Annotated in this window: 17 protein-coding genes and 1 pseudogene; 4 read left to right on the top strand and 14 right to left on the bottom strand. The window is 47.8% G+C overall.

The window, feature by feature from the left end; genetic code table 11:
* Positions 1-209: 209 nt before the first annotated feature.
* The 7 genes from L6H98_RS02640 to L6H98_RS02610 form a co-directional block, all read right to left on the bottom strand.
* On the bottom strand, positions 210-605 hold the full coding sequence (locus L6H98_RS02640) for a hypothetical protein (RefSeq protein WP_236412649.1): 396 nt from the start codon (positions 603-605) through the stop codon (positions 210-212).
* A gap of 168 nt (positions 606-773) precedes the next feature.
* Positions 774-1,007 (bottom strand): hypothetical protein, encoded by a 234-nt coding sequence (locus L6H98_RS02635; RefSeq protein WP_236412647.1) that lies wholly within the window; start codon positions 1,005-1,007, stop codon positions 774-776.
* Positions 1,008-1,384: 377 nt separating this feature from the next.
* Entirely contained in the window at positions 1,385-2,227 is an 843-nt protein-coding gene (locus tag L6H98_RS02630) for a carbohydrate ABC transporter permease (RefSeq protein WP_236412646.1), read from the bottom strand.
* Positions 2,228-2,265: 38 nt separating this feature from the next.
* Positions 2,266-3,144 (bottom strand): sugar ABC transporter permease, encoded by an 879-nt coding sequence (locus L6H98_RS02625; RefSeq protein ID WP_236412645.1) that lies wholly within the window; start codon positions 3,142-3,144, stop codon positions 2,266-2,268.
* Between the two features lie 69 nt (positions 3,145-3,213).
* Entirely contained in the window at positions 3,214-4,524 is a 1,311-nt protein-coding gene (locus L6H98_RS02620) for an extracellular solute-binding protein (RefSeq protein WP_236412644.1), read from the bottom strand.
* A 493-nt stretch (positions 4,525-5,017) separates the two neighbouring features.
* Entirely contained in the window at positions 5,018-6,124 is a 1,107-nt protein-coding gene (locus L6H98_RS02615; RefSeq protein ID WP_236412643.1) for a response regulator, read from the bottom strand.
* Position 6,125: 1 nt separating this feature from the next.
* On the bottom strand, positions 6,126-7,928 hold the full coding sequence (locus L6H98_RS02610; protein ID WP_236412642.1) for a sensor histidine kinase: 1,803 nt from the start codon (positions 7,926-7,928) through the stop codon (positions 6,126-6,128).
* A 180-nt stretch (positions 7,929-8,108) separates the two neighbouring features.
* Here L6H98_RS02610 and L6H98_RS02605 point away from each other — a divergent pair, with 180 nt between their 5' ends.
* Together L6H98_RS02605 and L6H98_RS02600 are read left to right on the top strand one after the other, a co-directional pair.
* Positions 8,109-9,113, top strand: a complete 1,005-nt coding sequence (locus tag L6H98_RS02605) for a LacI family DNA-binding transcriptional regulator (RefSeq protein ID WP_236412641.1) — start codon at positions 8,109-8,111, stop codon at positions 9,111-9,113.
* A gap of 126 nt (positions 9,114-9,239) precedes the next feature.
* The gene (locus L6H98_RS02600) at positions 9,240-11,483 is read left to right on the top strand and encodes an alpha-galactosidase (protein ID WP_236412640.1); all 2,244 of its coding nucleotides are present in this window, start codon (positions 9,240-9,242) and stop codon (positions 11,481-11,483) included.
* A gap of 168 nt (positions 11,484-11,651) precedes the next feature.
* On the opposite strand, the gene L6H98_RS02595 is transcribed toward L6H98_RS02600, so the two are convergent.
* From L6H98_RS02595 to L6H98_RS02585, 3 genes are all read right to left on the bottom strand, one after another.
* A complete protein-coding gene (locus L6H98_RS02595) occupies positions 11,652-12,863 on the bottom strand; it encodes a macrolide family glycosyltransferase (RefSeq protein ID WP_236412639.1) in 1,212 nt (403 codons plus the stop codon).
* A gap of 145 nt (positions 12,864-13,008) precedes the next feature.
* A complete protein-coding gene (locus L6H98_RS02590; protein WP_236412637.1) occupies positions 13,009-13,197 on the bottom strand; it encodes a hypothetical protein in 189 nt (62 codons plus the stop codon).
* Between the two features lie 316 nt (positions 13,198-13,513).
* Complete coding sequence (locus L6H98_RS02585) at positions 13,514-13,894, bottom strand: GNAT family N-acetyltransferase (RefSeq protein ID WP_236412635.1); 381 nt, start codon at positions 13,892-13,894, stop codon at positions 13,514-13,516.
* An 842-nt stretch (positions 13,895-14,736) separates the two neighbouring features.
* Here L6H98_RS02585 and L6H98_RS02580 point away from each other — a divergent pair.
* Entirely contained in the window at positions 14,737-15,357 is a 621-nt protein-coding gene (locus L6H98_RS02580; protein ID WP_236412633.1) for a hypothetical protein, read from the top strand.
* A gap of 247 nt (positions 15,358-15,604) precedes the next feature.
* Here L6H98_RS02580 and L6H98_RS02575 read toward each other — a convergent pair whose 3' ends face one another.
* Positions 15,605-17,620, bottom strand: coding sequence for a hypothetical protein (locus tag L6H98_RS02575; RefSeq protein ID WP_236412631.1), 2,016 nt, complete (start codon positions 17,618-17,620; stop codon positions 15,605-15,607).
* A gap of 157 nt (positions 17,621-17,777) precedes the next feature.
* On the opposite strand from L6H98_RS02575, the gene L6H98_RS02570 reads away from it, so the two are divergent.
* The gene (locus tag L6H98_RS02570) at positions 17,778-18,635 is read left to right on the top strand and encodes an AraC family transcriptional regulator (protein ID WP_236412630.1); all 858 of its coding nucleotides are present in this window, start codon (positions 17,778-17,780) and stop codon (positions 18,633-18,635) included.
* 103 nt (positions 18,636-18,738) lie between these two features.
* On the opposite strand, the gene L6H98_RS02565 is transcribed toward L6H98_RS02570, so the two are convergent.
* From L6H98_RS02565 to L6H98_RS02555, 3 genes and pseudogenes are all read right to left on the bottom strand, one after another.
* Complete coding sequence (locus L6H98_RS02565) at positions 18,739-19,008, bottom strand: hypothetical protein (protein WP_236412628.1); 270 nt, start codon at positions 19,006-19,008, stop codon at positions 18,739-18,741.
* A 983-nt stretch (positions 19,009-19,991) separates the two neighbouring features.
* Positions 19,992-20,326: pseudogene (gene csaA, locus L6H98_RS02560) on the bottom strand (chaperone CsaA).
* Positions 20,310-21,194, bottom strand: a complete 885-nt coding sequence (locus tag L6H98_RS02555; RefSeq protein WP_236412627.1) for an ergot alkaloid biosynthesis protein — start codon at positions 21,192-21,194, stop codon at positions 20,310-20,312. The pseudogene csaA and the gene L6H98_RS02555 overlap by 17 nt, the downstream one beginning before the upstream one ends.
* Positions 21,195-21,230: the final 36 nt, after the last annotated feature.

Here is a 21,230-nt window from a genome sequence, read left to right as displayed (position 1 = left end):
ACCAAATAGCTTCACCTCAGTTCGTTAGCATAAATCAGTGAATGATGAGATACGACAAAAAGACAAAGCAAAAGGAACGAAGCAGAATATCGATCTGTTTCGTCCCCTCTTTGCTTCATCATGGCAGCAGTCATAGACCTTTCATCTGACGACTATAAGTAAACTGCTGTTGATCATGATTCTCCTTACCAAAGCATTCTTTGTTTCAATCATTTTTCGTTTTGTTCCTTTACTTCCATTCCTCTTGTAAAAAAAACGATACCAATAGCAGCAAAAGTTACATAATTACTTATTCTTGCTATGACGTCTTCATCATCCTCGTAATTAATCCAAAACAAGAGGGCGAATGGCGAAATGATCATTAATACCTTCATAACCAACATAAATACATATTGGACTTTTTGCTTTCGTAAATTCCCTTTTGTTGAGGTTATTCTAAGGCTGACCTTCGAAGAGTCATAGATTGTTATTAGTAGTGCGATGATACTTGTGTATGCCGTTATTTTCGAGCTCATTTGAATCCATGGAATAAATGCTACTACTGCAATTCCTAGATAAATTCCTGCAGCTAGGTAAAAAAGGTTGCTTTTGATTTTTCTTTGCAAACTCTCTCGCTCCTCACTTTTATATATCTGTTTTACCATGATTATACAACAACAAGTTTTTGTAAACCTTGTATTATGAAATATCTCTGATTGGTGAACAACAAAAAGACCGCCGAGCTAAGCTCTGCCGTCCTTTGTTGCAATTATTCGCTTGTATAATGGTAAGAACTACATTTGCAGTTTATTCAATCCCTTTAAAAGAATGGTTGTTTGCTGAATATCTCCGCCACGATCAATATACGCAGACCACTTGGGAAAAACCTCTTTGAAGAATTCATTTCCTAAATCGGTTAAATCAGAGCTTCGCAGCACCAAATCGTCTTTAAGCGAGCCATCCTCATGGAAAGGTTCTATAACTATTAACTTGTGCTCTGCCAAAAAATTCATTAGTACCGTTGTCATTGAAGTAACTTGCTGTCGATAAGACAAGCTTTTGCTTCTTTTTAATATCGTGGGATAACTGTATCTTAATATACTCACGCTGGTCACCTCAAATTCCATCTACTGGTTATGACTATTCTAATGTATACATAAATTACCAGTCAAATGAGGAGGATTCATGCCTATTATATATTCCCTACCTTAATCTCCCACTCTCTTTGCGCTGTCGTCATAAAAGCTGGACCTTGGGAGACAAAGGGACCATTGCGGGGCCAAACAAACCTTCTTAATTCCAGGTTCAAGTGGCACTATATCATCCAATTTCCGGTACAAATACTCCGCTATCGAGCCGTAAGTAGCACCAAAGGTCGGTCATCAGATCAGTGGATCGTCTCTATTTAGCCCTTCACTGCTGAGCCTACTGTCATCGCACGCTCGACCTGCTCACTCAAGAAGAGATAGACGAGCACCATCGGCAGAGATGCAATGGTCATGACAGCTCCCATGGCTCCCCAATCTGTACTGTAAGAACCCTGAAAGAATAACAGACCAAGCGGCAGCGTCTTCATGTTCTCATCCGAGATCAGAATGTAGGCAAGCGTGAACTCATTCCAGTTATTTAGGAATTGAAAAATAGCCACGGTCGCAATCGCTGGAAGTGCCAACGGTACAATGATACTGAGAAATAGACGATAAATGGTGGCTCCGTCCATACAAGCCGCTTCTTCAATCTCCTTCGGAATCGCCATCAGGAAGCCATAGAACACCATCGTAGAGAATGGGAGTCCAATAGCTACATAAGGCAGAATCAAGGCTCCATAGGTATTGGTCAGGTGAAAATCACGTACCAGCAGCGCAAGGGGAATCATGATGACCTGCAGCGGCATGAACATGCCGATAATCATGTACGTCCGCGCCAGCGAGTTGAAGCGCCATTTCATACGGGCCACGGCAAAAGCAAACATCAGAGCCAGCAGCATAATCAGTAAGGTGGAGATCGTCGATACCACGAAGCTGTTCATAAAATACCGCGGGATATTGAATTGCTGCCAGGCGTTGATATAGTTCTCAAATCGAAAGGTGGTGGGCAATCCAAACGGATTGGTCACAAATATCTCATCATTGTTCTTCAGTGAATAGGAAATCATCCAGAATAGCGGGTAGATTGATACGATCAGGTACAGCCACAGCGGTAGCTGCAGGACAGCTTGTCCGATTTTGCGCAGAGCCGTTGTACTCATTTCCGTTCTCCTTTACATGTCTAGTTGCATTCATGCGATTAGGCTTGTTGTCCACGGTCAAATACCTTGTTGATGATTACGGTAGCGAGCAGCGAGAGCAGCACCAGCACCACGGATACAGCGCATGCATAGCCATAATTACTCTCCATGAAGGCATAGCGATAGATCATGAAGGTGAGGGTATAGTTAACGGTACCTGGACCTCCATTGGTCATGATCAGCATCTGTACGAACGCACCAATCCCTGAAGTAATAGCAATGATGAAGCAGAACTTGTAGGTCTCTCTCATCAAAGGCAGGGTGACGTAAAGATGTGCCTTCCATTTGCTGCAGCCGTCGATTGTGGCCGCCTCGAAGTAATCCTCCGGAATGGATTTCACCCCTGCATACAGAAGCGCGAATTGGTAGCCCATGAACTGCCAGGCATTGACGAAGGCAATCGCAATAATGGATTCCGTCGGAGAATTGAGCCAGTTCTGCTGATACGGAATATGCAGCAAAGTGAACAGGCGGTTAATGAGTCCGTTGGTCGGATCGTACATCGCAATCCACAGCTGGCATACAACCGTAACCGACAGCACAACGGGAATAAAGTAGGCGGTCTTCAACAATTTTCGACCACGAGTACAGGGATCGGCGCAGATCAGAGCAAGGATCGTACCGAGCCCAATCTGGAAGACAACGAGCACAAGGGCGAAAATGCCCCCGTTCTTCAGCGAGGTCATAAGCAGCGGATCATTGAACAGCTCGATATAGTTGCTGAGTCCCGAGAACTCGGGTGTGCTCAGTCCGTCCCAATCATAAAAGCTGCGAACTACGGTCTGAAGTACGGGATAGATTATAACAATACTGTATATCAGCAGTGCTGGCAGCAAAAACAGAGTCAGTGCTGTCTTGTTACCCAAATATTTATTCATGTTTTTCTTCCACCCCTTCTGTCTATCAGAGCACCCCTTGATGAAAAATCACCAAGGGCTGCCGGGTTCCTAGTTCTCTTTATCCAGCACACGATTCAGACTTTCGATGAATTCCTCTGGCGTGTAGCTATCCACCAGTAGAAACTGTGTGCCGTCATTGATGGCATTTGTAATCGCCGTATTACTTAACAGCTGTGCGTAATTCTCTGCATTCGGCAGAAGCTCGGTTGCTACACGCTGCATCATGGCAGGAACATCCGAAGCGATCGGCAGGTCAACCTTAGGCGAAACGATCGGGCTGCCCAGCTGCGTGTAACGGTATTCGGCAGACTTAGCCGCCAAGAAAGCTGCGACTTCGACCGCTGTATCCTTGTTCTTGCTGCCCGGATATACGGCATACCCTTGCGGAGCTCCCGCCCCGTTGATGAAATACTTGGATTTCTCATAGGTAGCCTCGTCCTTGGCCGGCCAATACATCCAGTCCACCTGATCTCCCAGCTTCTCCTGCGAACTGTAAATCTCCCATTGGCCATTTACGAACATGGCTGCTTTGCCTTGATAGAACAAAGAGGACGCCTGATCATAGTTGGTATTCGTTGCATTCGCATCGAATAATCCCGCTTGCTGCAGCTTCTTCATCTGCTGAGCGGCAGTCACGAAAGCGTCAGGCAGCTGTTTCACGCCCTCTTGACCCAACGCACCAAAGCCTTGCGGCTGCTCGCGGGTCACCAGACCGTTATAGAAGGCGGTCGTAATCCACTTTTCCTTCGCAAATATGGACATCGGCACATAGCCGGCAGCCTTCAGCTTCTGCGCAGCCTCGGCCATCTGATCAATGGTCTTGATCGGTGTCTGGATGCCAACCTGTTCGAAGATCGATTTGTTGTAATAGAGGATCTGGAACTCGATTCCCGTATCGGGATAAGCGTATACATGATTGTCCGGCGCTACCAGACGGGATTCTACGCCCGGATTCATATTCTGCTTGAATTTCGTGGTAGCTTCATAGTCATCCAGCAGCTCGACATTTTTGGATTTTGCCATCGTCTGCAGCGTCGACCAGTCTGTAAAATAGATATCAGGCATATTGCCCGTTGCCGCATAAGTCTTCAGCTTCTGATAGCCATCCTGGACCGCGGCCTCCAGCTCAATTTCTACATTCGGCATTTCCTCTTTGAGCTTTTCCACCGCATAATCGAACGGCTTGGACGTGTCATCATCAAAATGCTGGGCATACACCTTCAGTTTGATTGTCCCATCGCCGGATGGATTCGATGCTTCCGGAGAAGAGGATTCCGTGCTCCCGCAAGCAGCCAAAACCAATGACATTGTAAGCGTTAGCAATGCAGCCTTCAAACGTTTGTGATTCCGTACTTTCATTTCATGGCCTCCCTGTGCAGCTCTCTATTGACTGCGTTTTCATTGATGTAGCTATAGTATAATCAACACGGACATGGTTCTTTAAGGAACAAAACGGGCACTATCTGTAAAAAACGGGACAACTCCCGGCAGGTCGTTCATGAAATGCCTTGAAAGAAGAGCAGCCATCCTTCAATAACGAAGAATAGCTGCTCTCTATGATCGTAATTTATGGCTTACTTTTATAAATACTATATAGGTTGAACCAATGATTTTTACACAGAGACACTACGCGGTCAGAACCATCTTCCGATCGCTGTTATCCCCGGATTTCTTTGATCCCCTTTTTCAAGGGGAAAATCCGGTTATCAGCCTATGCTTCCGATGCAGCTTTCTTACAGAAAGCTTTTAAGCGACCGCTTCGCTTCTCCAGATTCTTTCTGCCCTCTTCGTTATCGTGTAAATTTCCGGTTCAATCTATATATTATAAAAAGTACAGACGATTATTTTGCAGCTATCTCTTCTTGATCTGCTCATATTCGGTCGGCGTCATGCCAAAGCATTTTTTAAAGGACTTGCTGAAATAATTCGGGTCGCTATAGCCGACGCTCTCCGCGATTTCGTACAGCTTGCGGTTGCCCTCCAGCATTAGCTCCTTAGCCTTCTTCATCCGAATATGTGTAATATGATCCACGATCGAGAAGCCGGATTCCTTGCGGAAGACGCGCCGCAGATAGCTGGGGTCGACGAATACTCCGGCGGATACCTGCTCTGCAGACAGGTCTGGGTCTGAATAGTGCTCCTGGATATAATGAATGGCCGCAGCGAACAGGCTCGAGGCCTTCGTCGGGCGGATTTGCTCCATCAACCGAATCAGGCGATGGTACAGCGATACCAGCCACTCCTCGGCGGCCTCCCAGCTTCCAAGCCCTCGCAAATGATCATAAGGAGAGATCACATCCCGGTGATCCCATAGCCGATCATAGCCCATGCCCCGTTCACTCGCAAAGGTCAGAGCCAGGGACAAAATCCCCATCAATGTCGCATCCGCATACTCGTCTCCCCATTCATGCATTCGGAGCTGTCGCAGAGCTCTGCGGACCTCCTCCAGGCACTCGCTGTCCTTCATGAGCAGTCCCAGGACGACCGCATCGCGCAGGCTTCCAAGATCGGGCGCTACAGCCCGGACGCCACCAGTACTTTCCATAGACTCCCCAGATTCACCGCGCTTCTCTGCAATCGGCAGCTTCGGCAGATCCGGCCCAATCCGTGTCAGCATCGCGCTCATCTCTTCTGCATTAAAGGGCTTAAGCAAATAATCCTGAACGCCTGTGCGCACCGCTTTTTGCAAATATTCGAACTCGTTATGCCCGGAAATGAATACAATCGCCATCCGCTCGAACCGAACCTTGAGCCGCTGCGCCAGTTCAATCCCGTCCATGAACGGCATATTAATATCGACCAGTGCCAGGTGCGGCTTGTGCTTCTCTGCTTCCTGGAGCGCCTCTTGTCCATTTCTCGCCTCACAGCAGACCTGGAAGCCATGACGTTCCCAGTCCATTTTCAGCCGCAGAAAATCACGAAATAACGGCTCGTCATCAACAATCATCACTTTATACACGCTATGCCTCACTTCCCTTTTTCAGCATCGGCAAAGACAGCTCGACCCTTGTCCCCTCTCCGGGAACGCTATGCACCATAATTCCGTATTCCTCTCCAAAATACAAATTCAACCGTTGCTGAACACTATACGTACCGATCGAACGCGCAACCGACTCGGATGAATCCCGTGACATAATAGCTTCTACCTGTGCGGCCTCCATCCCTACCCCGTTATCCTCTACCCGGATGATGACCTTGCCGTTCTGACTGAAGGCGGATATACGGATGAAGCCCTTGATGCCTTTGGCCTTCAACCCATGATAAATCGCATTCTCCACCAGAGGCTGAAGCGACAGCTTCGGAATCGGGGTGCCCGCCAGCTCAGACGGAATGTCAATCTCGTAACGGAATACATCGGGATAGCGGATCTGCAGAATCGTCAGATAGTCGTCCGTCAGCTCCGTCTCCTTCTCCAGAAGGATGAGCTCTCGTCCTTTATTCAAGGCCGTCCGGTAAAAATCAGCCAACGCCTTGGTCGTATCTCTCGCTTCATCATGACGGTCCAGCTCATTCAGCGCATAGATGGTATCCAGCGTGTTGTATAGAAAATGGGGCTTGATCTGTGCGCTCATCAAGGCGAGCTCAAATTCACGCTTGCGATTCTGCTCCTGCCTGACTGTGTCGAGCAGCTCCCGCACCCGTCTAACCATATAGTTAAAGGCCTCGGCAATCGTACCGATCTCATCCTCGGAACGTACATGCGCTACGGTATGTATATCCCCGTTCACTACCTTTCGCATCGCCCCAGTCAGCTGCTCCAGCGGACTGACGACCATTCGGGACAGAAAGCTCGCACCAAGCCAGGAAAATACCAGGCAGAACACGCCAATCGCTGCGGTTAATCCGACATTCTTGCGTACATCTGCCATAAGCAAATTCAGGGACACAACATTCACGAGCTTCCAGTTCATCCGGTCATAATTGACTACTGTAATCAGATTACCGTTCTCCTGGAACGAGCATGCTGCAGCGGAAGAGTGACCGGCGCAAGACTGCATGGACAGCACCAGCTCGGAGCTAATCGGTTGCATCAGCTGCGCATAATCTTCAGCTACGACCACCTGGTTGCCCCTATCGAGAAAATAGTAGGCTTTCGGCGTGGATGCATCACTGGATTTCAGATATGCAGATAACCGCTCCTCCTTCACCAGCAGGAACAAGGTCCCGTATACTTCCCCATTGTCGATGTGAATGACCGTCTTGCGGAGCGTCAGAATCGGAGAGGCCGGGTCCGGTGTCAGCATGTCTCTGCGTTCCATGTCGATCCAGCTCGCACGCCCATAGCTGTCCATCTCCTGACCGCTAACCACCAGCTTGCGGATACGCTCGGCATCCCCTTTCTCGTCATAGGAGGAGTATATGTTCCCGCTGCGATCCACGAATACAGCTCCGTCTACCTCCTTGAAGATCGATACATCTATGGACAGGCGGCTCTGCATCAGATTCGCAAAACGCGTCTTCTCGACCGTGGATTCCGGAGACCCGCCATTCGATTCATACAAACGGTTAATATTCGTGACCATAATATTCGCGGCGGTCTCTACACTGCTGAAAATGTAATCGGTTCTAGACAAAATCAGTTGAGATTCGTCCATCACATTGCTGGTTGTCCGCTCAATCAAGGAGCGGCTGAAGATTTGGCTCGATCCGGCACCAAGAATAACCAATGATAACATGATTAAGGGAAGAAACAGGGCAATCACCTTGCTCTTGAAGCGCAGCCGCCCGAACCATTGATGTGCCAAAGACAAGTACTTGTACATGATTCGCCCCCGCAATTCGAAGAATACTCATCATGTTAACACAACTCCTCCACAGAAGAGTAGATAGAAAATGCTAGAAAAGCCGGGGAAGATGTAAGCGGTTATTGAAATCGCTTGTAGAGTGTGATAGGCTCAAGATATTGTTTTAGTAAAATTATTAACTAAAAGGTGTGAGCGCAGTTGGCAACGATCAAGGACATTGCCCGGCAAGCCGGCGTATCCGCCGCAACCGTATCCAGAGTTCTCAATAATGACCTGTCTCTGTCCGTGAGCGAGGATACCAGAAGCAATATATTCGCCATTGCGGAACAGCTCCAATATAAGCCCAAACGGCTCGGACAGCTCAAGCGGAACATGCAGCGTGCCGGCAAAACGGTCTCGCTGCTGCTCTGGTGCTCCATTGAGGAGGAGCGTGACGATCCTTACTATGCTTCCATCCGGCGCGGAATCGAGATTCGCTGCGAGGAGCTTGGGCTAACACTGGGCCAGACCTTGCGAGGACGCCTCTCCATAGCCCAGCTGCAGCCTGCCGACGGACTCATCGTGGTCGGTGGCGTCAACCCGGAAGAAATCACATCGGTCCCGATCAACAAGGAGGCTGTCGTCCTGGTCGATCAGTATCAGGAACTAATGGAGTATGATACGGTGCGTGTACATTTTCGCCAAGCGGTCGGTCAGGCGCTAAGCCATCTACTGGAGCTTGGACATCAACGCATCGCCTTCATCGGCGGCGAGAGCACTGGAGAACGACGGGCCCACTATTTCAAGAAATTCATGGAGGAGCGAGGACTCTTCAATCCTGAGCTTGTTCGTGTAGGAGCTTGGAGCAGTGCTGACGGATACCGCATGATGAATGAGCTGCTGGCAGAGTCGGAGCGGCCTACGGCTGTATTCGCCGCCAGCGATCCGCTCGCCGTCGGCGTGCTGCGCGCGCTTCACGGGCACGGGCTGCAGGTACCGCAGGATATGGCTGTCGTCGGTTTCGATGACATTGAGATGGCCGCTTACCTGCAGCCTGCGCTCACTACCATCCGAGCCTATCCCGAGCAAATGGGCCGCGCCGCCGTACAGCTGCTCTCCGAGCGACTTGAAGGGCGGGAAGCCCCGGCGCATAGTGTGATCGGAACCAAGCTTATTGTAAGAGAAAGTTCTCGCCCTGGGACGCTTGAAGCGAATCCCGGGTGATCCGCACGGCACGATGACATTATTATTGCTGCAGGAGAATAATGGTCACGCATATTTGAACTTCAAGTACCGATGGCTATAAGCCTGATCGGGCAACAAATCATTTTGAACCCGGGAGTGAATCTGATGAATATCCATGTAGACGAGACACTAGGCCTGTTTCATTTGCAGTCCAAAGACAGCAGCTATCTGTTCCAAATCATTGAAGGCTATCCTGCCCATCTGTATTGGGGTGCGCAACTGAACCACGATGCCAGTCTGGGGCACATTCTGGAGCTGCGGGAGCGCTGCTCGTTCTCTCCGAATCCGATACCTGCGAATCGTACGATCTCACTGGACACGCTGCCTCAGGAATATCCGCAATTCGGCACCAGTGACTTCCGTCAGCCCGCTTACCAAGTGAAGCTGGAGGATGGAAGCAGAATTACCGAGCTGAAATACAGCGGCTACCGCATCGTCCCTGGAAAGCCCAAGCTGACAGGACTTCCTGCTGTCTATGCAGAAACGGATGAGGAAGCTACGACGCTCCACCTGTATCTTAAGGATGATTATTCAGGCCTTAAGGCAACTTTGCTGTACACCGTTTTTGCCAATCATAGTGCGATTGCACGCTCCACTTTATTTGAACATGAGGGCAAGGCTGCACTTCACCTCGAAGAAGCCATGAGTGCATCCGTAGATTTCAGCGACTCCGAGTACGAGGCTCTCTATCTGTCGGGTGCCTGGGTACGCGAGCGCCATATTCAGCGGAAAGAGCTCGGTCCTGGCGCCTTGCGTCTGGACAGCCGCCGCGGCTCCAGCAGCCACCAGATGAACCCATTCCTCGCCCTGCTCCGTCCGGACGCCACCGAGGATCTTGGCGATGTATACGGCTTCAGCCTGGTGTACAGCGGCAATTTTGTCGCACAAGCCGAAGTTGAACAATTCGGACAGACCCGGGTCAGCATCGGAATCAATCCGTTTGATTTTTCGTGGCAGCTTGCGCCCGGAGAGTCGTTCCAAACGCCTGAAGTCGTGATGGTGTATTCCGGTCAAGGGCTGGGAGGCATGTCTCGTACCTATCACCGCCTGTACCGGACTCGTCTATGCCGCGGCAACTTTAGGGACGAGGTGCGTCCGATTCTAATCAATAACTGGGAGGCGACCTACTTCAATTTCGATGCTGACAAGATCGAAGCGATCGCGAAGGAAGCCAGTCCACTCGGCATTGAGCTCTTCGTCCTTGACGACGGGTGGTTCGGCAAGCGTGATAATGATGACAGCTCTCTTGGGGACTGGTTCGAGGATCGACGCAAGCTGCCGGGCGGTCTAGCTGATCTGGCCAAACGCGTCAATGATAAAGGCATGCAGTTCGGCCTGTGGGTCGAGCCGGAGATGATCTCGCCAGAAAGTGAGCTGTACCGCAAGCATCCGGATTGGTGCCTGCATGCGGAGGGCCGCCGTCGTACGGAAGCCCGTTCCCAGCTCGTGCTTGATCTGTCGCGCAAGGAAGTATGCGATTATCTGTACGATACGCTAAGCGCCGTATTCTCCTCGGCCCCGATCACTTACGTGAAGTGGGATATGAATCGAAACATGACGGAGGTGGCCTCGGCGTCTGCCTCCCGTGAACGGCAGCAGGAGACGGCTCATCGGTATATCCTTGGGCTGTATGATCTGCTGGAACGCCTGATCACCAGCTTCCCGCACATTCTGTTCGAAAGCTGCTCCGGCGGTGGCGGCCGCTTTGATCCAGGCATGCTGCACTATATGCCGCAAACCTGGACCAGCGATGATACGGACGCTATCGAGCGATTGGCGATCCAATACGGTACGAGCATCGTCTACCCGGTCAGTACGATGGGTGCGCATGTATCGAATGTACCGAACCATCAAGTACACCGTACCACCTCCCTTACCATGCGCGGTGACGTGGCCATGAGCGGAAATTTCGGCTATGAGCTTGATCTGACCGCACTATCCGCGGAGGATAAAGCTCTGGCAGCAAGACAGGTCGCCCAATACAAGGAGATCCGTTCTCTGGTACAGCAGGGGGATATGCACAGACTGCTCAGCCCGTTCGAGGGACGCGGCAATACGGCCTGGATGTTCGTGAACGAGGATCAGTCGGAGGCATTCGTGGCCTTCTTCCGTGTGCTGGCCGAGGCCAATGGACCGATTCGGCGTCTGAAGCTCAAAGGACTCGACCCGAACAAGAAATATCGACTCGAATCAGGCACTGATGCTGCTGGCAATGAAACCTCCCCATTCCGACAAGCCTTTGGCGGACAGAGCTTCGGTGGCGATCAGCTGATGCGGATCGGTCTCGTCATCTCAGATCTCCAAGGCGATTTCGCCAGCCAGACCTTCCGTCTGCGGACTGTGGAGTAACTGAATACGCTGTTATTTGAGCTAATGTTCATTAAAGAAATACAGTAAAGCAGCTAGTCGGCAGGGTAACGAAGAAACAATATAAGTGCGCCAGCTTCATCGCATATGTATATGCAAGCAGCCAGTTAAAGAGGATCCCCCCTCGATAACTGGCTGCTTTTTTCGTCGTTATACTTTAGCAAAATGGCTTTTGATTATCTCGGCGGCCCGCTTGAAACCGCCGGCATGCCGTAAAGATTCGCCGATAAGGTAAGCCTGCTGTTTGTAGCGCGGATTGCTCAAAACTTCTGTTAATGCCGCTCTCAAATCTGTTGCGCTTAGAGCATGTTTGTTTAAAGTGATGCCCCCTCCCAACTCCTGTACCCGTTTGGCGACAAGAGGCTGGTCCGAAGTTAATGGAATCATCACCAATGGCACGTTGTAATAAAGGGCTTCACTCGCACTGTTCATCCCCGCATGTGTAATAAAAACATCCGTATGCTGCAGCATATCGAGCTGTGCAATGTATGGTTTGACGATAAAATTGTCAGGAATCCGATCAGCCAGCGGCTCCATATCCGTGTATTTTCCAGAAGATAGAACAACATTCACCGGCAAATCTCCCAAGGCTTCAAAACAAAGCCGATAGAAATCCAGATCCTTATTTAAAATGGTACCCATGGAAATGTACACCGTTTGCGGATAACGTTTACGAAGCAGCTTGAACGAGAAGGTCGGTGCATCTGGGCGCGGTATGATCGAAGGACCCGTAAAAATAAAACTATCGTCCAGCTTATCTGCCTGCGGCTGAAAATAACGGCTTGTATATACGAGCTTTAACCGACCTGCATGTGCCGGAATCTCTTCCAGCGCTGGAATCTTCACTTGAAACTCTTGAGCTAAATCACGAATTATCTTCCTCGTGGCCTCATACAGTCCCCCGCTATCCGTCTCCTTGTCATTCGATCCTTGGCCAGCCCCTAGAGGTTCTACAAAAGCAAAGGAGGCGATCGAACACACCGCAGGAATTCCCAGCTTTTCTGCAAGAATAGTCCCTCCCCAGCCTATCAGGGAATCAAAGATCATATAATCGAACTTTTGAAGTTCAATCACTCGAAGTACCTCAGGGACGATTTTTCGAATGATGCCGCCTGCCATCATATAAATGAACTGATAAGGATGTTTGTACTCCTGAGGTTTCAATACCGGATCATGAGAGAAGGCATCTTGCGGAAATGGATAGGTAAGGAGTTGGGCTCCGGTTTGTTCAATTCGGGAACGGTACTCCTCAGAACACACATAGACAACTTCCTCGCCATGGTCAATCAACTGAGTAACTAATCCTAATGACGGATTCACATGGCCTTCAGCCGGAGTAATGACAACTAACACACGTGCCATCTGGTTTACCTCCCAATGAAATAATTTCCCCCGTTCTTCGTGATGGATTTTAACGACGAACCGTTATTTGTTATATGGGAAGATTCTCCTTCGCGTGGCTTATCGGATGATGTTCTTGATGAACGAGTTCTGTGATTCGTAAGGATCATGCCAGGAAACTTAACAAAACAAACAATAATTGAAGCGCTAAAACCATCAAAACCCCCGCTGATATACACCACTGCACTGTTTCCGCCAAGGAGATCAGCGCACCGTCTGTACCGATGCTCAATGCCACATAGAAGGAATCTACGAATTGGAGATAGCGGACATTTTCCTCTCTTTCTTTCGGCACGTTACAAGCTCTTGTCCTTGACTCAGGTCAGGAACTTGTAACGTTCATACCAAAAAGTCGCTAATTTAGCGACATCAGTGGGCATTTTGGAAGTTATGAGTATTTCTTTGATAATAAAAAAAGAAGTTTTTCTTTTACATCCACCCAATCGGTGTCTATTATGCTGTAAAAAACATTATCATGAATGGATCCGTCGGCTTTTACTCTATGCTTACGGAAAACTCCTTCCTTTACAGCTCCAATTCGTTCGATTGACCGTTGTGATCGAATATTTTGTCCACTCACGGAGAATTGCACGCGTATTAGATTCAATTCTTCAAAGCAGCTGCAGCAGAAGGAATTTGCACTCCGTATTGACACCTGTCCTCCAATAGTCCGGTGAGAGCCATGTCCATCCAATCTCAGCATTTCTATTAATCATATCCAGTTCGCCTATTCGAGTAGTTCCAATGATCTCTCCTGAAGCTTGGTCAAAAATGGTGAAGGGGAGCTGTGTTCCTTTGTTTTTGTTCGCCAATGCATCTGTCAGCACTTGATCCAGTTCTTCCGTTGTATTCATCGTTCGCCAGGTGTATTCCCATACATTTGGAGACATCAAGACTCTGATTAATTCCGCCTTGTGGCTATCTTCCATCGGAACGAGTGTAACTATGTTCCCTTCTAGAACGAAATTCGTATTTTCTTGCAGGATAACCACTCTCCTCCGTCTACTTATATATAATATAGATACAAAGTAACGAAGTGAGAAGGGACAATCCGTAAAAATTTTTTTGGTCCTCTATATTCATTTATAATTAATGTTCGAAATACTCGCTGGTTTGCTGTTTCATTAAACTTATCTGCCCATTCGTTGAACAAAAACAGTCAATCGCAATGATCAACTCATTTATTTCATTTTCCTTTTGTAGAAGACTCTTGACCAAAAGAAAATTGCATTTCCGATCAGCAAAATAGTAAACTCCCAGCCCGTTTTACCTTTCGAGATTAAATTGATTAATGACCAAACCAACAACGCCAAAGTAAAAAAATACGCCGGCAGCTGTTGTGTTGCTGAGCTATAAGTCTCCCTTTCGTTGAAAAAATGGAGTTTTTCAACCTCTTCTTTCGACACCTAATAAACTATTTAATGATGTGACTTGATTTGAATCTCCATTGCTCCCTGAAAAGAAAATAAGTACTTCGCAAACTATATTGAATCATCAGGTAGACAAACGAATGCCGTCAATCGTTCAAATTATTTACTTTTTATTTGCAAAAGTAAATGCTACAATGATGAAATCTTTTTAATTTTGATCGGGGGCAGACCGTTGAAAAATCTCATTCCTTTTCCTGAATATAACTGAATATAGGGAAGGATGAGTTCAATGCTAACCAAATCATTTCATAGACTCTGGCTTAGTCAAGCTCTATCTATTTTAGGAGCTATTAGGTGGTGCTTGCTTATCCTCCTGCATGATCAGCAAAGTCAGCAGCAACACACACCAAACTCCAGCCGGTTCTTGGAGACGCTCACTTCAAGATGGATGGCGAAATTATTTTATGTTACCGAAGTTACGTGTCTTGTTATGGATGGATCTTTGGGAAGGCTTATTTAGAGGTGTATTCGCTGGGGCGCTATTGCTCGTGTTCGTAGGCGAACGACTACATGTTGGCGATGTATGGTGGGGTTGGATAAACGGCGCTAATTTAGGTGGTTTCGTTCTTATTAGCATTCTTATGAGCCGTTTGTCGAACGAAATGTGGAATCTTGGGCTCATGCTAGCTGTGGGCAGCGGATGCGTTGCTGCACTAACACTCGGCTTCAGCTTTTCTACTAGCCCGCTGGCGACACTATTTATCATGTTTGCAATTGGGGCTTCCCAAGCCATAAAAGATTTAGCGGAACGTACTTCTTACCAAACAAGCGTTCCAGCTTCAGAGCTACCACCGTTATTTGCCGCCCAATCGTCACTTACCTCAATTTTATATGGAGTATCTTTATTATTATCCGGCTGGCTAGCGGATACCGTAGGTATTCAAATGCTATATATCTATGCATCGGTTGGATTTTCCCTCTCTTTCGTGGGTGCTCTTATGTACCGAAAGAATGTACTGCAAAAAAATAGATACAACGATACGGAAGACATGCCCATTAAGGAGTTAATGAAGTCAGACTTATAATAATTAATTTGTCAGCTTGAACATTTTTATGTATATGGTACTTCATAAACTTTAAATGCATGTGATCAATGTTTAGATATACCATCTAATTGGTAATTAATCGGACTATGTTCTTGTCCATTCCGGCAATCGGTACAAGTTCTTGTTCTTAGCTTGGGACAAGAATTTGTACCAATAAAATAAAAAAGCCGCTGATTCACTTAAAATCAACGACTTGTACATACGGCCTTTTCTGGGCTCAATGAATTCACTCATGCTCTACGTCTGCATGAGATGTATGCTTGACCCCGTTGTCTGCATAATGCCAGTAGTCGCCAGCAAGTCCTTCGATGATCGATCCGCTGGCCCAGGGCATCAGGCAAAACCAGGTGCTGGCTGGTGAGCCATCCGCATACTTTTCGGTGACCAACCCTTCCGAGTGACAGAACCGTTCGGACATCCATCCTTTTTTGCCATATCCGAATTCCTGATCATTGCGATTGTAGGTCTGGCAGCCCCAACCGATCGTATCCATCATCCGCTGACGTACATAGGAATCTTCCCGCTGCTGCACATAGTATAATAACTCGTCCACCAGGTTACTGGACATGGGGTGAATGTGCGGATTAGCTACGGAAGTAACACTTCCTCCGGAACTGGACCAATTTAATGTACTGAGCGGCGGAATCTTGACAGGTGAGTTGTAACAAAATTTGAAACTGAACTCATAGCTGATTGCATCTCTCATGTGGTCGAGAAGCAGATCGTCCCCAGTCAGCGCGTGTAGAAACCGAACAGCCTTGATGTAAGCCAGAATGCCTTCCGAATCAACCGCCTTATCCGCATCGAGCGGAGCACCGTAACATTCCATTTGTTTGACATAGGTTTCATAGTAATGGGCTTCACTTCGTCTCAGTTCATCCAGAGAGGTTAAATCTTGGGTTAGCCAACTGTAATATGCCATGGCAGCAAGACACCAGGCTCCACTAAAGGCATCATATTCAAGACCTGCTCCTGTTCGCTCTGACAAAATAGTAGGATATTCTCCATCCGTATTTTTCGTACACTCCAGTCGTTCAAGCACCTGCTTGACATAACCAAGCCAATCATCGTGCCTCTGATTACGAATGCGCTTCTCATAATCGTAACACTTGAGAATATAGAACATCGCCTGCGCGACCAGGTAGGAAGAATGCCCCGGCGTACGCATCCCGTCGAACCACCATCCTTTAATGCTCCATTTGCCGTCCTGATAGGCATCGTAAGGAAGACCGGATTTAGGATTCATGGCATTTTCGATAATATTCGCAATGCAGGACAATGCCTGCTGCCGCATGGGCTCATTATTCAGACGAAGTGCAGCCATCAGCATCGGTGCAGCTATAGTCATGCCATTGGTCCAACTGATCGAGATAATTTTGTTGAAACGGTAATTTCCGGTGGCAGCGTCTTCATATACAAAAGTGGAGTAATGACGATCCTCTGGAAGCCAGGCATATTCGTGGATGGCATTGGATAGATCCGATACCGTTGTCTGAATGTTGCTTCCTTCTCTTGGCTGCTCATGATAGCGCTCATAGATCGACTCTATCGCTGGATTGATACCAAGCTCCGATGCTGACTCATAGTGATACAGCTCAAGGGCGAATCCAACCGACTCCCCTGCCTCCAGTTCGAAGCAATTCTCCCCGAGGGGAGCTCGCTCATGAACTAGTCTTGATTTGATAAACAGCAATGGAGCATTCTCATATCCCAACGTGTATCCGACCGTCCCTTTTTCAACGGAACAAGTGAATCCTCCGTATTGTACAAACGTTCCCTTCATCCCTGGATACCACTGCTGCTTCTGCCCTCCTGTGTTAATCCAATAAGGACTTGCGCTTAGGCCAAATATCTGTCCTGTATCATAGACCAGTGCGGTCGGGTGAGACAGGCGATCGCTTCGGACCATCCACCATGGTGATGAAGGACGGGACGGATTTCCCTCCCTGATTCTCGGAAACTCATTAGGAACATTTTGCGGGGCTTCACCCCGATTACGCCCATACATAAAAGCAGGCAAAAAGAACCTGGGATTCTGCTTGTCAAACGGCAGCTCTACATGAATAACTCCGGCCCAATGGGCGTCCCCTTCATTGCAGATACATATACGGACTTGCCAAGGGTCCTCTGCCCTTCCCGTCCCGCCTTCTATTTGTACGTCAGCCTTCAGATCATGCTCGGTCAATGACGTATACTCTACGTTCTCCTGTACTCGGCTTCGTGCCGTGAAGATCAGTTCCATTATTTCCTCCAATCGCGTTGTAAGATGCTCATTTCGAAAACGCTTGCAAATTTTAATTCCAAATGCTAATATGGTTACATTTTAAAGGTTCAGGTGTGCAATTTCATTGCATAAATCATTATAATTATTGCGCGAAATAACAAGGAGGTCACGTTATATGGATGAATCTTTGGAGTATCTGTTCGATCCCATTCAGACTGATCTGTTGTATCTTCATCGTATTACCACCTACAATATGGGCACATTCTATCATCGTCATAATGCGTATGAGCTTTATTTGTTCCTTCGGGGACATGTGAATTTCTATATTGAGAATCGCTGTTACCATTTGCAGCCTGGCGATCTGCTTGTTCTCAGCCCGCAAGAGATGCACCGTTCCTTTGCGCTGGACAAAAATGAATACGAGCGAATTACGATTAATTTGAAAAAGTCATATATAAATCGCCTGTCCACCCCAACGACCAACTTGTCAGCATGTTTTGACTATCGTCCTAAGGGCAAGGGCAATATCGTGCATCTGGAGGAGGAACAACTGCAACAAGTGCTGCAATTAACGAGTGAACTTGAGTCTATTCTCTCTTCAAGCGATTATGGCGCAGATATCATGAGAAACAGTGTGATCGCTCAACTACTGGTCATAACGAATCTTGCTTTTCAACATACGGAATTCGTCCCAACGGACATTATGCCCGAACTGGTTCGGAAAACGATGGATTATATTGAATGCAATTTGGCGGGGGAACTGACGCTTGAGCATTTGTCAGAGGTGTTATACACGAACAGCAGCAAAATTAGTCGACAATTCAAGAAACATACCGGACTCACGATTCGATCATACATTCTGAATCGGCGCATCGAGCTGTCTAAACACTATTTGACTGAGGGCATGAGTATAACGGAGGCGTGTTATCAGTCGGGTTTTGGAGACTATGCCAATTTCATTCGCAGCTTCACCAAGCAGGTGGGGACTTCTCCTGGCAAGTTTGCCAAAAACGGAATTCATGCTGAACTTTAATCAAGCACATCTTAAATTGAGGTGAATATATTGCCCGGCGTCCTGCATCAGCTGATCTAAACAATCCATGATGGCATTCGCATCGCCGCCCGCCAGCAAGCAATCAGATTCTCCTCCTGTTCAGCCTTAAGTACCGGGACGGAGATTTGATAAATACGCTTGTGTCCATACTCCACCATATGGTTCCAGTCCGTATAGATAAAGTTGTCTGCAATTCCTCGGCTTCACGGGAAGCCTTCTCCCACTCGCTCGGTCCTGCAATTCTGGAGCTGATCAGTATGCCCGTATCTTCATAGCGCTTCAGCAGCAGGCGCGGTACTTCAATCTCGTCCTCTAGAATAAGATGCAGTCGCTGCTCCGTGTCAACGAACAATCACCTCTCAGCAATGACGCCCGGATAGGGAACCCCCTCCAGCCAAGCATGAATATCCGTCTGCCCCATATTTCCAGGTCCATCAGCATAATAATCCATCTCCAGCCTGCGCAATCCCGCGCACTTGGCCTGAACTGTTTCAGCCAGGCGGATGGAAGCTGCAGTTTAAGTATCCAGACTTCAGGCTGTGGCGCTTCCAGTAGCCCGGAACCGCCACGTTGCTCGGAAAGCTGCCCGTAAAAGGTATCATACAGCCGCTCTAGGCAGTGTTCGACCTCGCCGAAAGCAGTTGATGATCGGAACGAAGGATGAGCGGAAGGCTCATGCTATTCTTTCAAACTCCGGGTATGCGATACATTCGACTTCGAATAATGGCTTTGCGCTACCGGATGATCATGCCGTTAAGCATCCCGATTATATTGCGAGATTGCTGGCTCATCATGAAGTACCGCTTACCATGGTTAACATTGAAGAAGAGAACTTGGAACATTACTTTCTAAATGTAATCGGAGCCCAGGAGGAAAAACCAGATTGAGACCATTGTTGACAGCCTGTAGTGTTGAAGTTTATAAATTGCGTCGGTCCTTTGTTTTATGGGGCACGCTTCTGTTTATATTGTTTGTCACCACTTTGTTCTTAGGACAGCCCAATTGGCCTTCTTTTTTATGACATCCTGGAACCCTTGCTTCGTCGCCATCCGCGATAATCTTGTACTCGAGCGACGTGTTTAAATTTAGCGATGTCTACACTGACAATTAAGGTAGACGAAGTGATTTGATTAATTCGATCATTTTGAGTAGAGTTCAGGTTGTAGTCTCCTTGATTTGTTTTTGGATCCGTTAGCTGGTCAGGCGTTGTGGACCTATGACATCATATCAAGGAGTCTTTTTGTTTCTCAAACCGCGTATTTCTTCATGTATAGGAATGCTGCCCGCTAGTTGAACAAAAGCAGCCGATCACATGGATCAGCTGCTTTCTTTGAATTATCCGATTTTCGTCCCGTTAGGGATATGAATGTCTGGCTTCAACAGCACAACATCCCCCTGTTCTGGCAGTCCGCCTAGAACCAAAACTTCCGACTTGAATCCCGCGATCCGGCGCGGTGGAACATTGACGACACCCACAATCTGTTTTCCAACGACATCTTCAGCTGTATATCTTTTTGTAATTTGTGCGCTGGAAGACCTGATGCCCATTTCTGCGCCAAAGTCAATTTCCGGTTTGATCGCCGGGACTTTGGCTTTGGCAACAAATTCAGCACTAATAACTGTGCCTACACGAAGATGCAGTGTTTTAGAAAATCATCCAATGCTGCCATACGCAATTTCTCCCCGCATCCAGACTTCTGCATGTCTCTCTGCAAATTGTTGGAAGGAGACAGGCGCATTCCCAGTCACTCTCATTACAGTATCCGTAATTCGATCTTCCGCTCCTTCCTCGCGAATTTTACGGTCGAGTCCGGTCATGATCTCGGCATATTCCTTACTCATCCCTGCTGCTAGCCAGCTGCGGATCAATTCGTCGTCGGATATTGACCGGTGTGTAATCTTTCTACCCGTTACTTCACTAATCATTCGACTAACGTCATCATATGAAAGAGAATCGGGTCCCGTAATGATATGCTCCGTATTATGTGCATCCTCATCAGTAAGTGCTCTATAAGCGACTTCTGCGATATCTTCGGCTGCCACAAAACCAATCTTGCCTTCCCCTGCTGCGCTAATGATCAAATCCTGCTGCGAGATGGTTGTTGCATGCTGACCTTCGGTAAAATTTTGCATGAAATAGGAAGGCCTGAGTACGGTCCATTCCGGAACCGATTGCTTCAGTAGTCGATGAACAGGGCCAAATACCGAACCTTCCTCCGGGATGGATGCACTGCTAAGAAATACAAACCGGCGTACTCCCTGCTCCAACGCCGTTTGAATAAATGGCTTCATAACTTTAATGGGTTCCGGATCGCCCACGGGTGCTACCAAATAAACGCGTTCAACATGATACAGAGCAGGAAGAAACGTCGAACTGTTGTACCAGTCGAAATGGACTTGTTTCTCCGGATCTGTAATGGCTTCTGCATTTCTCATGGCAATGGTAAAGGAATACCCCTGTTGATCCAGCCTTTCCGCAATTTTTTTTCCCGTCTTTCCTGTGCCGCCTGTAATAAGTATTTTTCCATGATTCATCATTTTGATTTTATCTCCTTTTACATGTCGATTTAAAAA

Source organism: Paenibacillus sp. JJ-223 (genome assembly GCF_927798175.1).
Lineage (GTDB): Bacteria > Bacillota > Bacilli > Paenibacillales > Paenibacillaceae > Paenibacillus > Paenibacillus hubeiensis.
The sequence above is the reverse complement of the archived record's forward strand: the minus strand, read 5'-3'. Positions and strand labels throughout refer to the sequence as shown.

Coding starts and splice junctions, on each gene's coding strand:
- L6H98_RS02600 (WP_236412640.1), top strand. CDS start 9,240: ATGAATATCCATGTAGACGAGACACTAGGCCTGTTTCATTTGCAGTCC.
- L6H98_RS02620 (WP_236412644.1), bottom strand. CDS start 4,524: ATGAAAGTACGGAATCACAAACGTTTGAAGGCTGCATTGCTAACGCTT.
- L6H98_RS02610 (WP_236412642.1), bottom strand. CDS start 7,928: ATGTACAAGTACTTGTCTTTGGCACATCAATGGTTCGGGCGGCTGCGC.
- L6H98_RS02635 (WP_236412647.1), bottom strand. CDS start 1,007: ATGACAACGGTACTAATGAATTTTTTGGCAGAGCACAAGTTAATAGTT.
- L6H98_RS02575 (WP_236412631.1), bottom strand. CDS start 17,620: ATGGAACTGATCTTCACGGCACGAAGCCGAGTACAGGAGAACGTAGAG.
- L6H98_RS02630 (WP_236412646.1), bottom strand. CDS start 2,227: ATGAGTACAACGGCTCTGCGCAAAATCGGACAAGCTGTCCTGCAGCTA.
- L6H98_RS02625 (WP_236412645.1), bottom strand. CDS start 3,144: ATGAATAAATATTTGGGTAACAAGACAGCACTGACTCTGTTTTTGCTG.
- L6H98_RS02570 (WP_236412630.1), top strand. CDS start 17,778: ATGGATGAATCTTTGGAGTATCTGTTCGATCCCATTCAGACTGATCTG.
- L6H98_RS02595 (WP_236412639.1), bottom strand. CDS start 12,863: ATGGCACGTGTGTTAGTTGTCATTACTCCGGCTGAAGGCCATGTGAAT.
- L6H98_RS02580 (WP_236412633.1), top strand. CDS start 14,737: ATGTTACCGAAGTTACGTGTCTTGTTATGGATGGATCTTTGGGAAGGC.
- L6H98_RS02555 (WP_236412627.1), bottom strand. CDS start 21,194: ATGATGAATCATGGAAAAATACTTATTACAGGCGGCACAGGAAAGACG.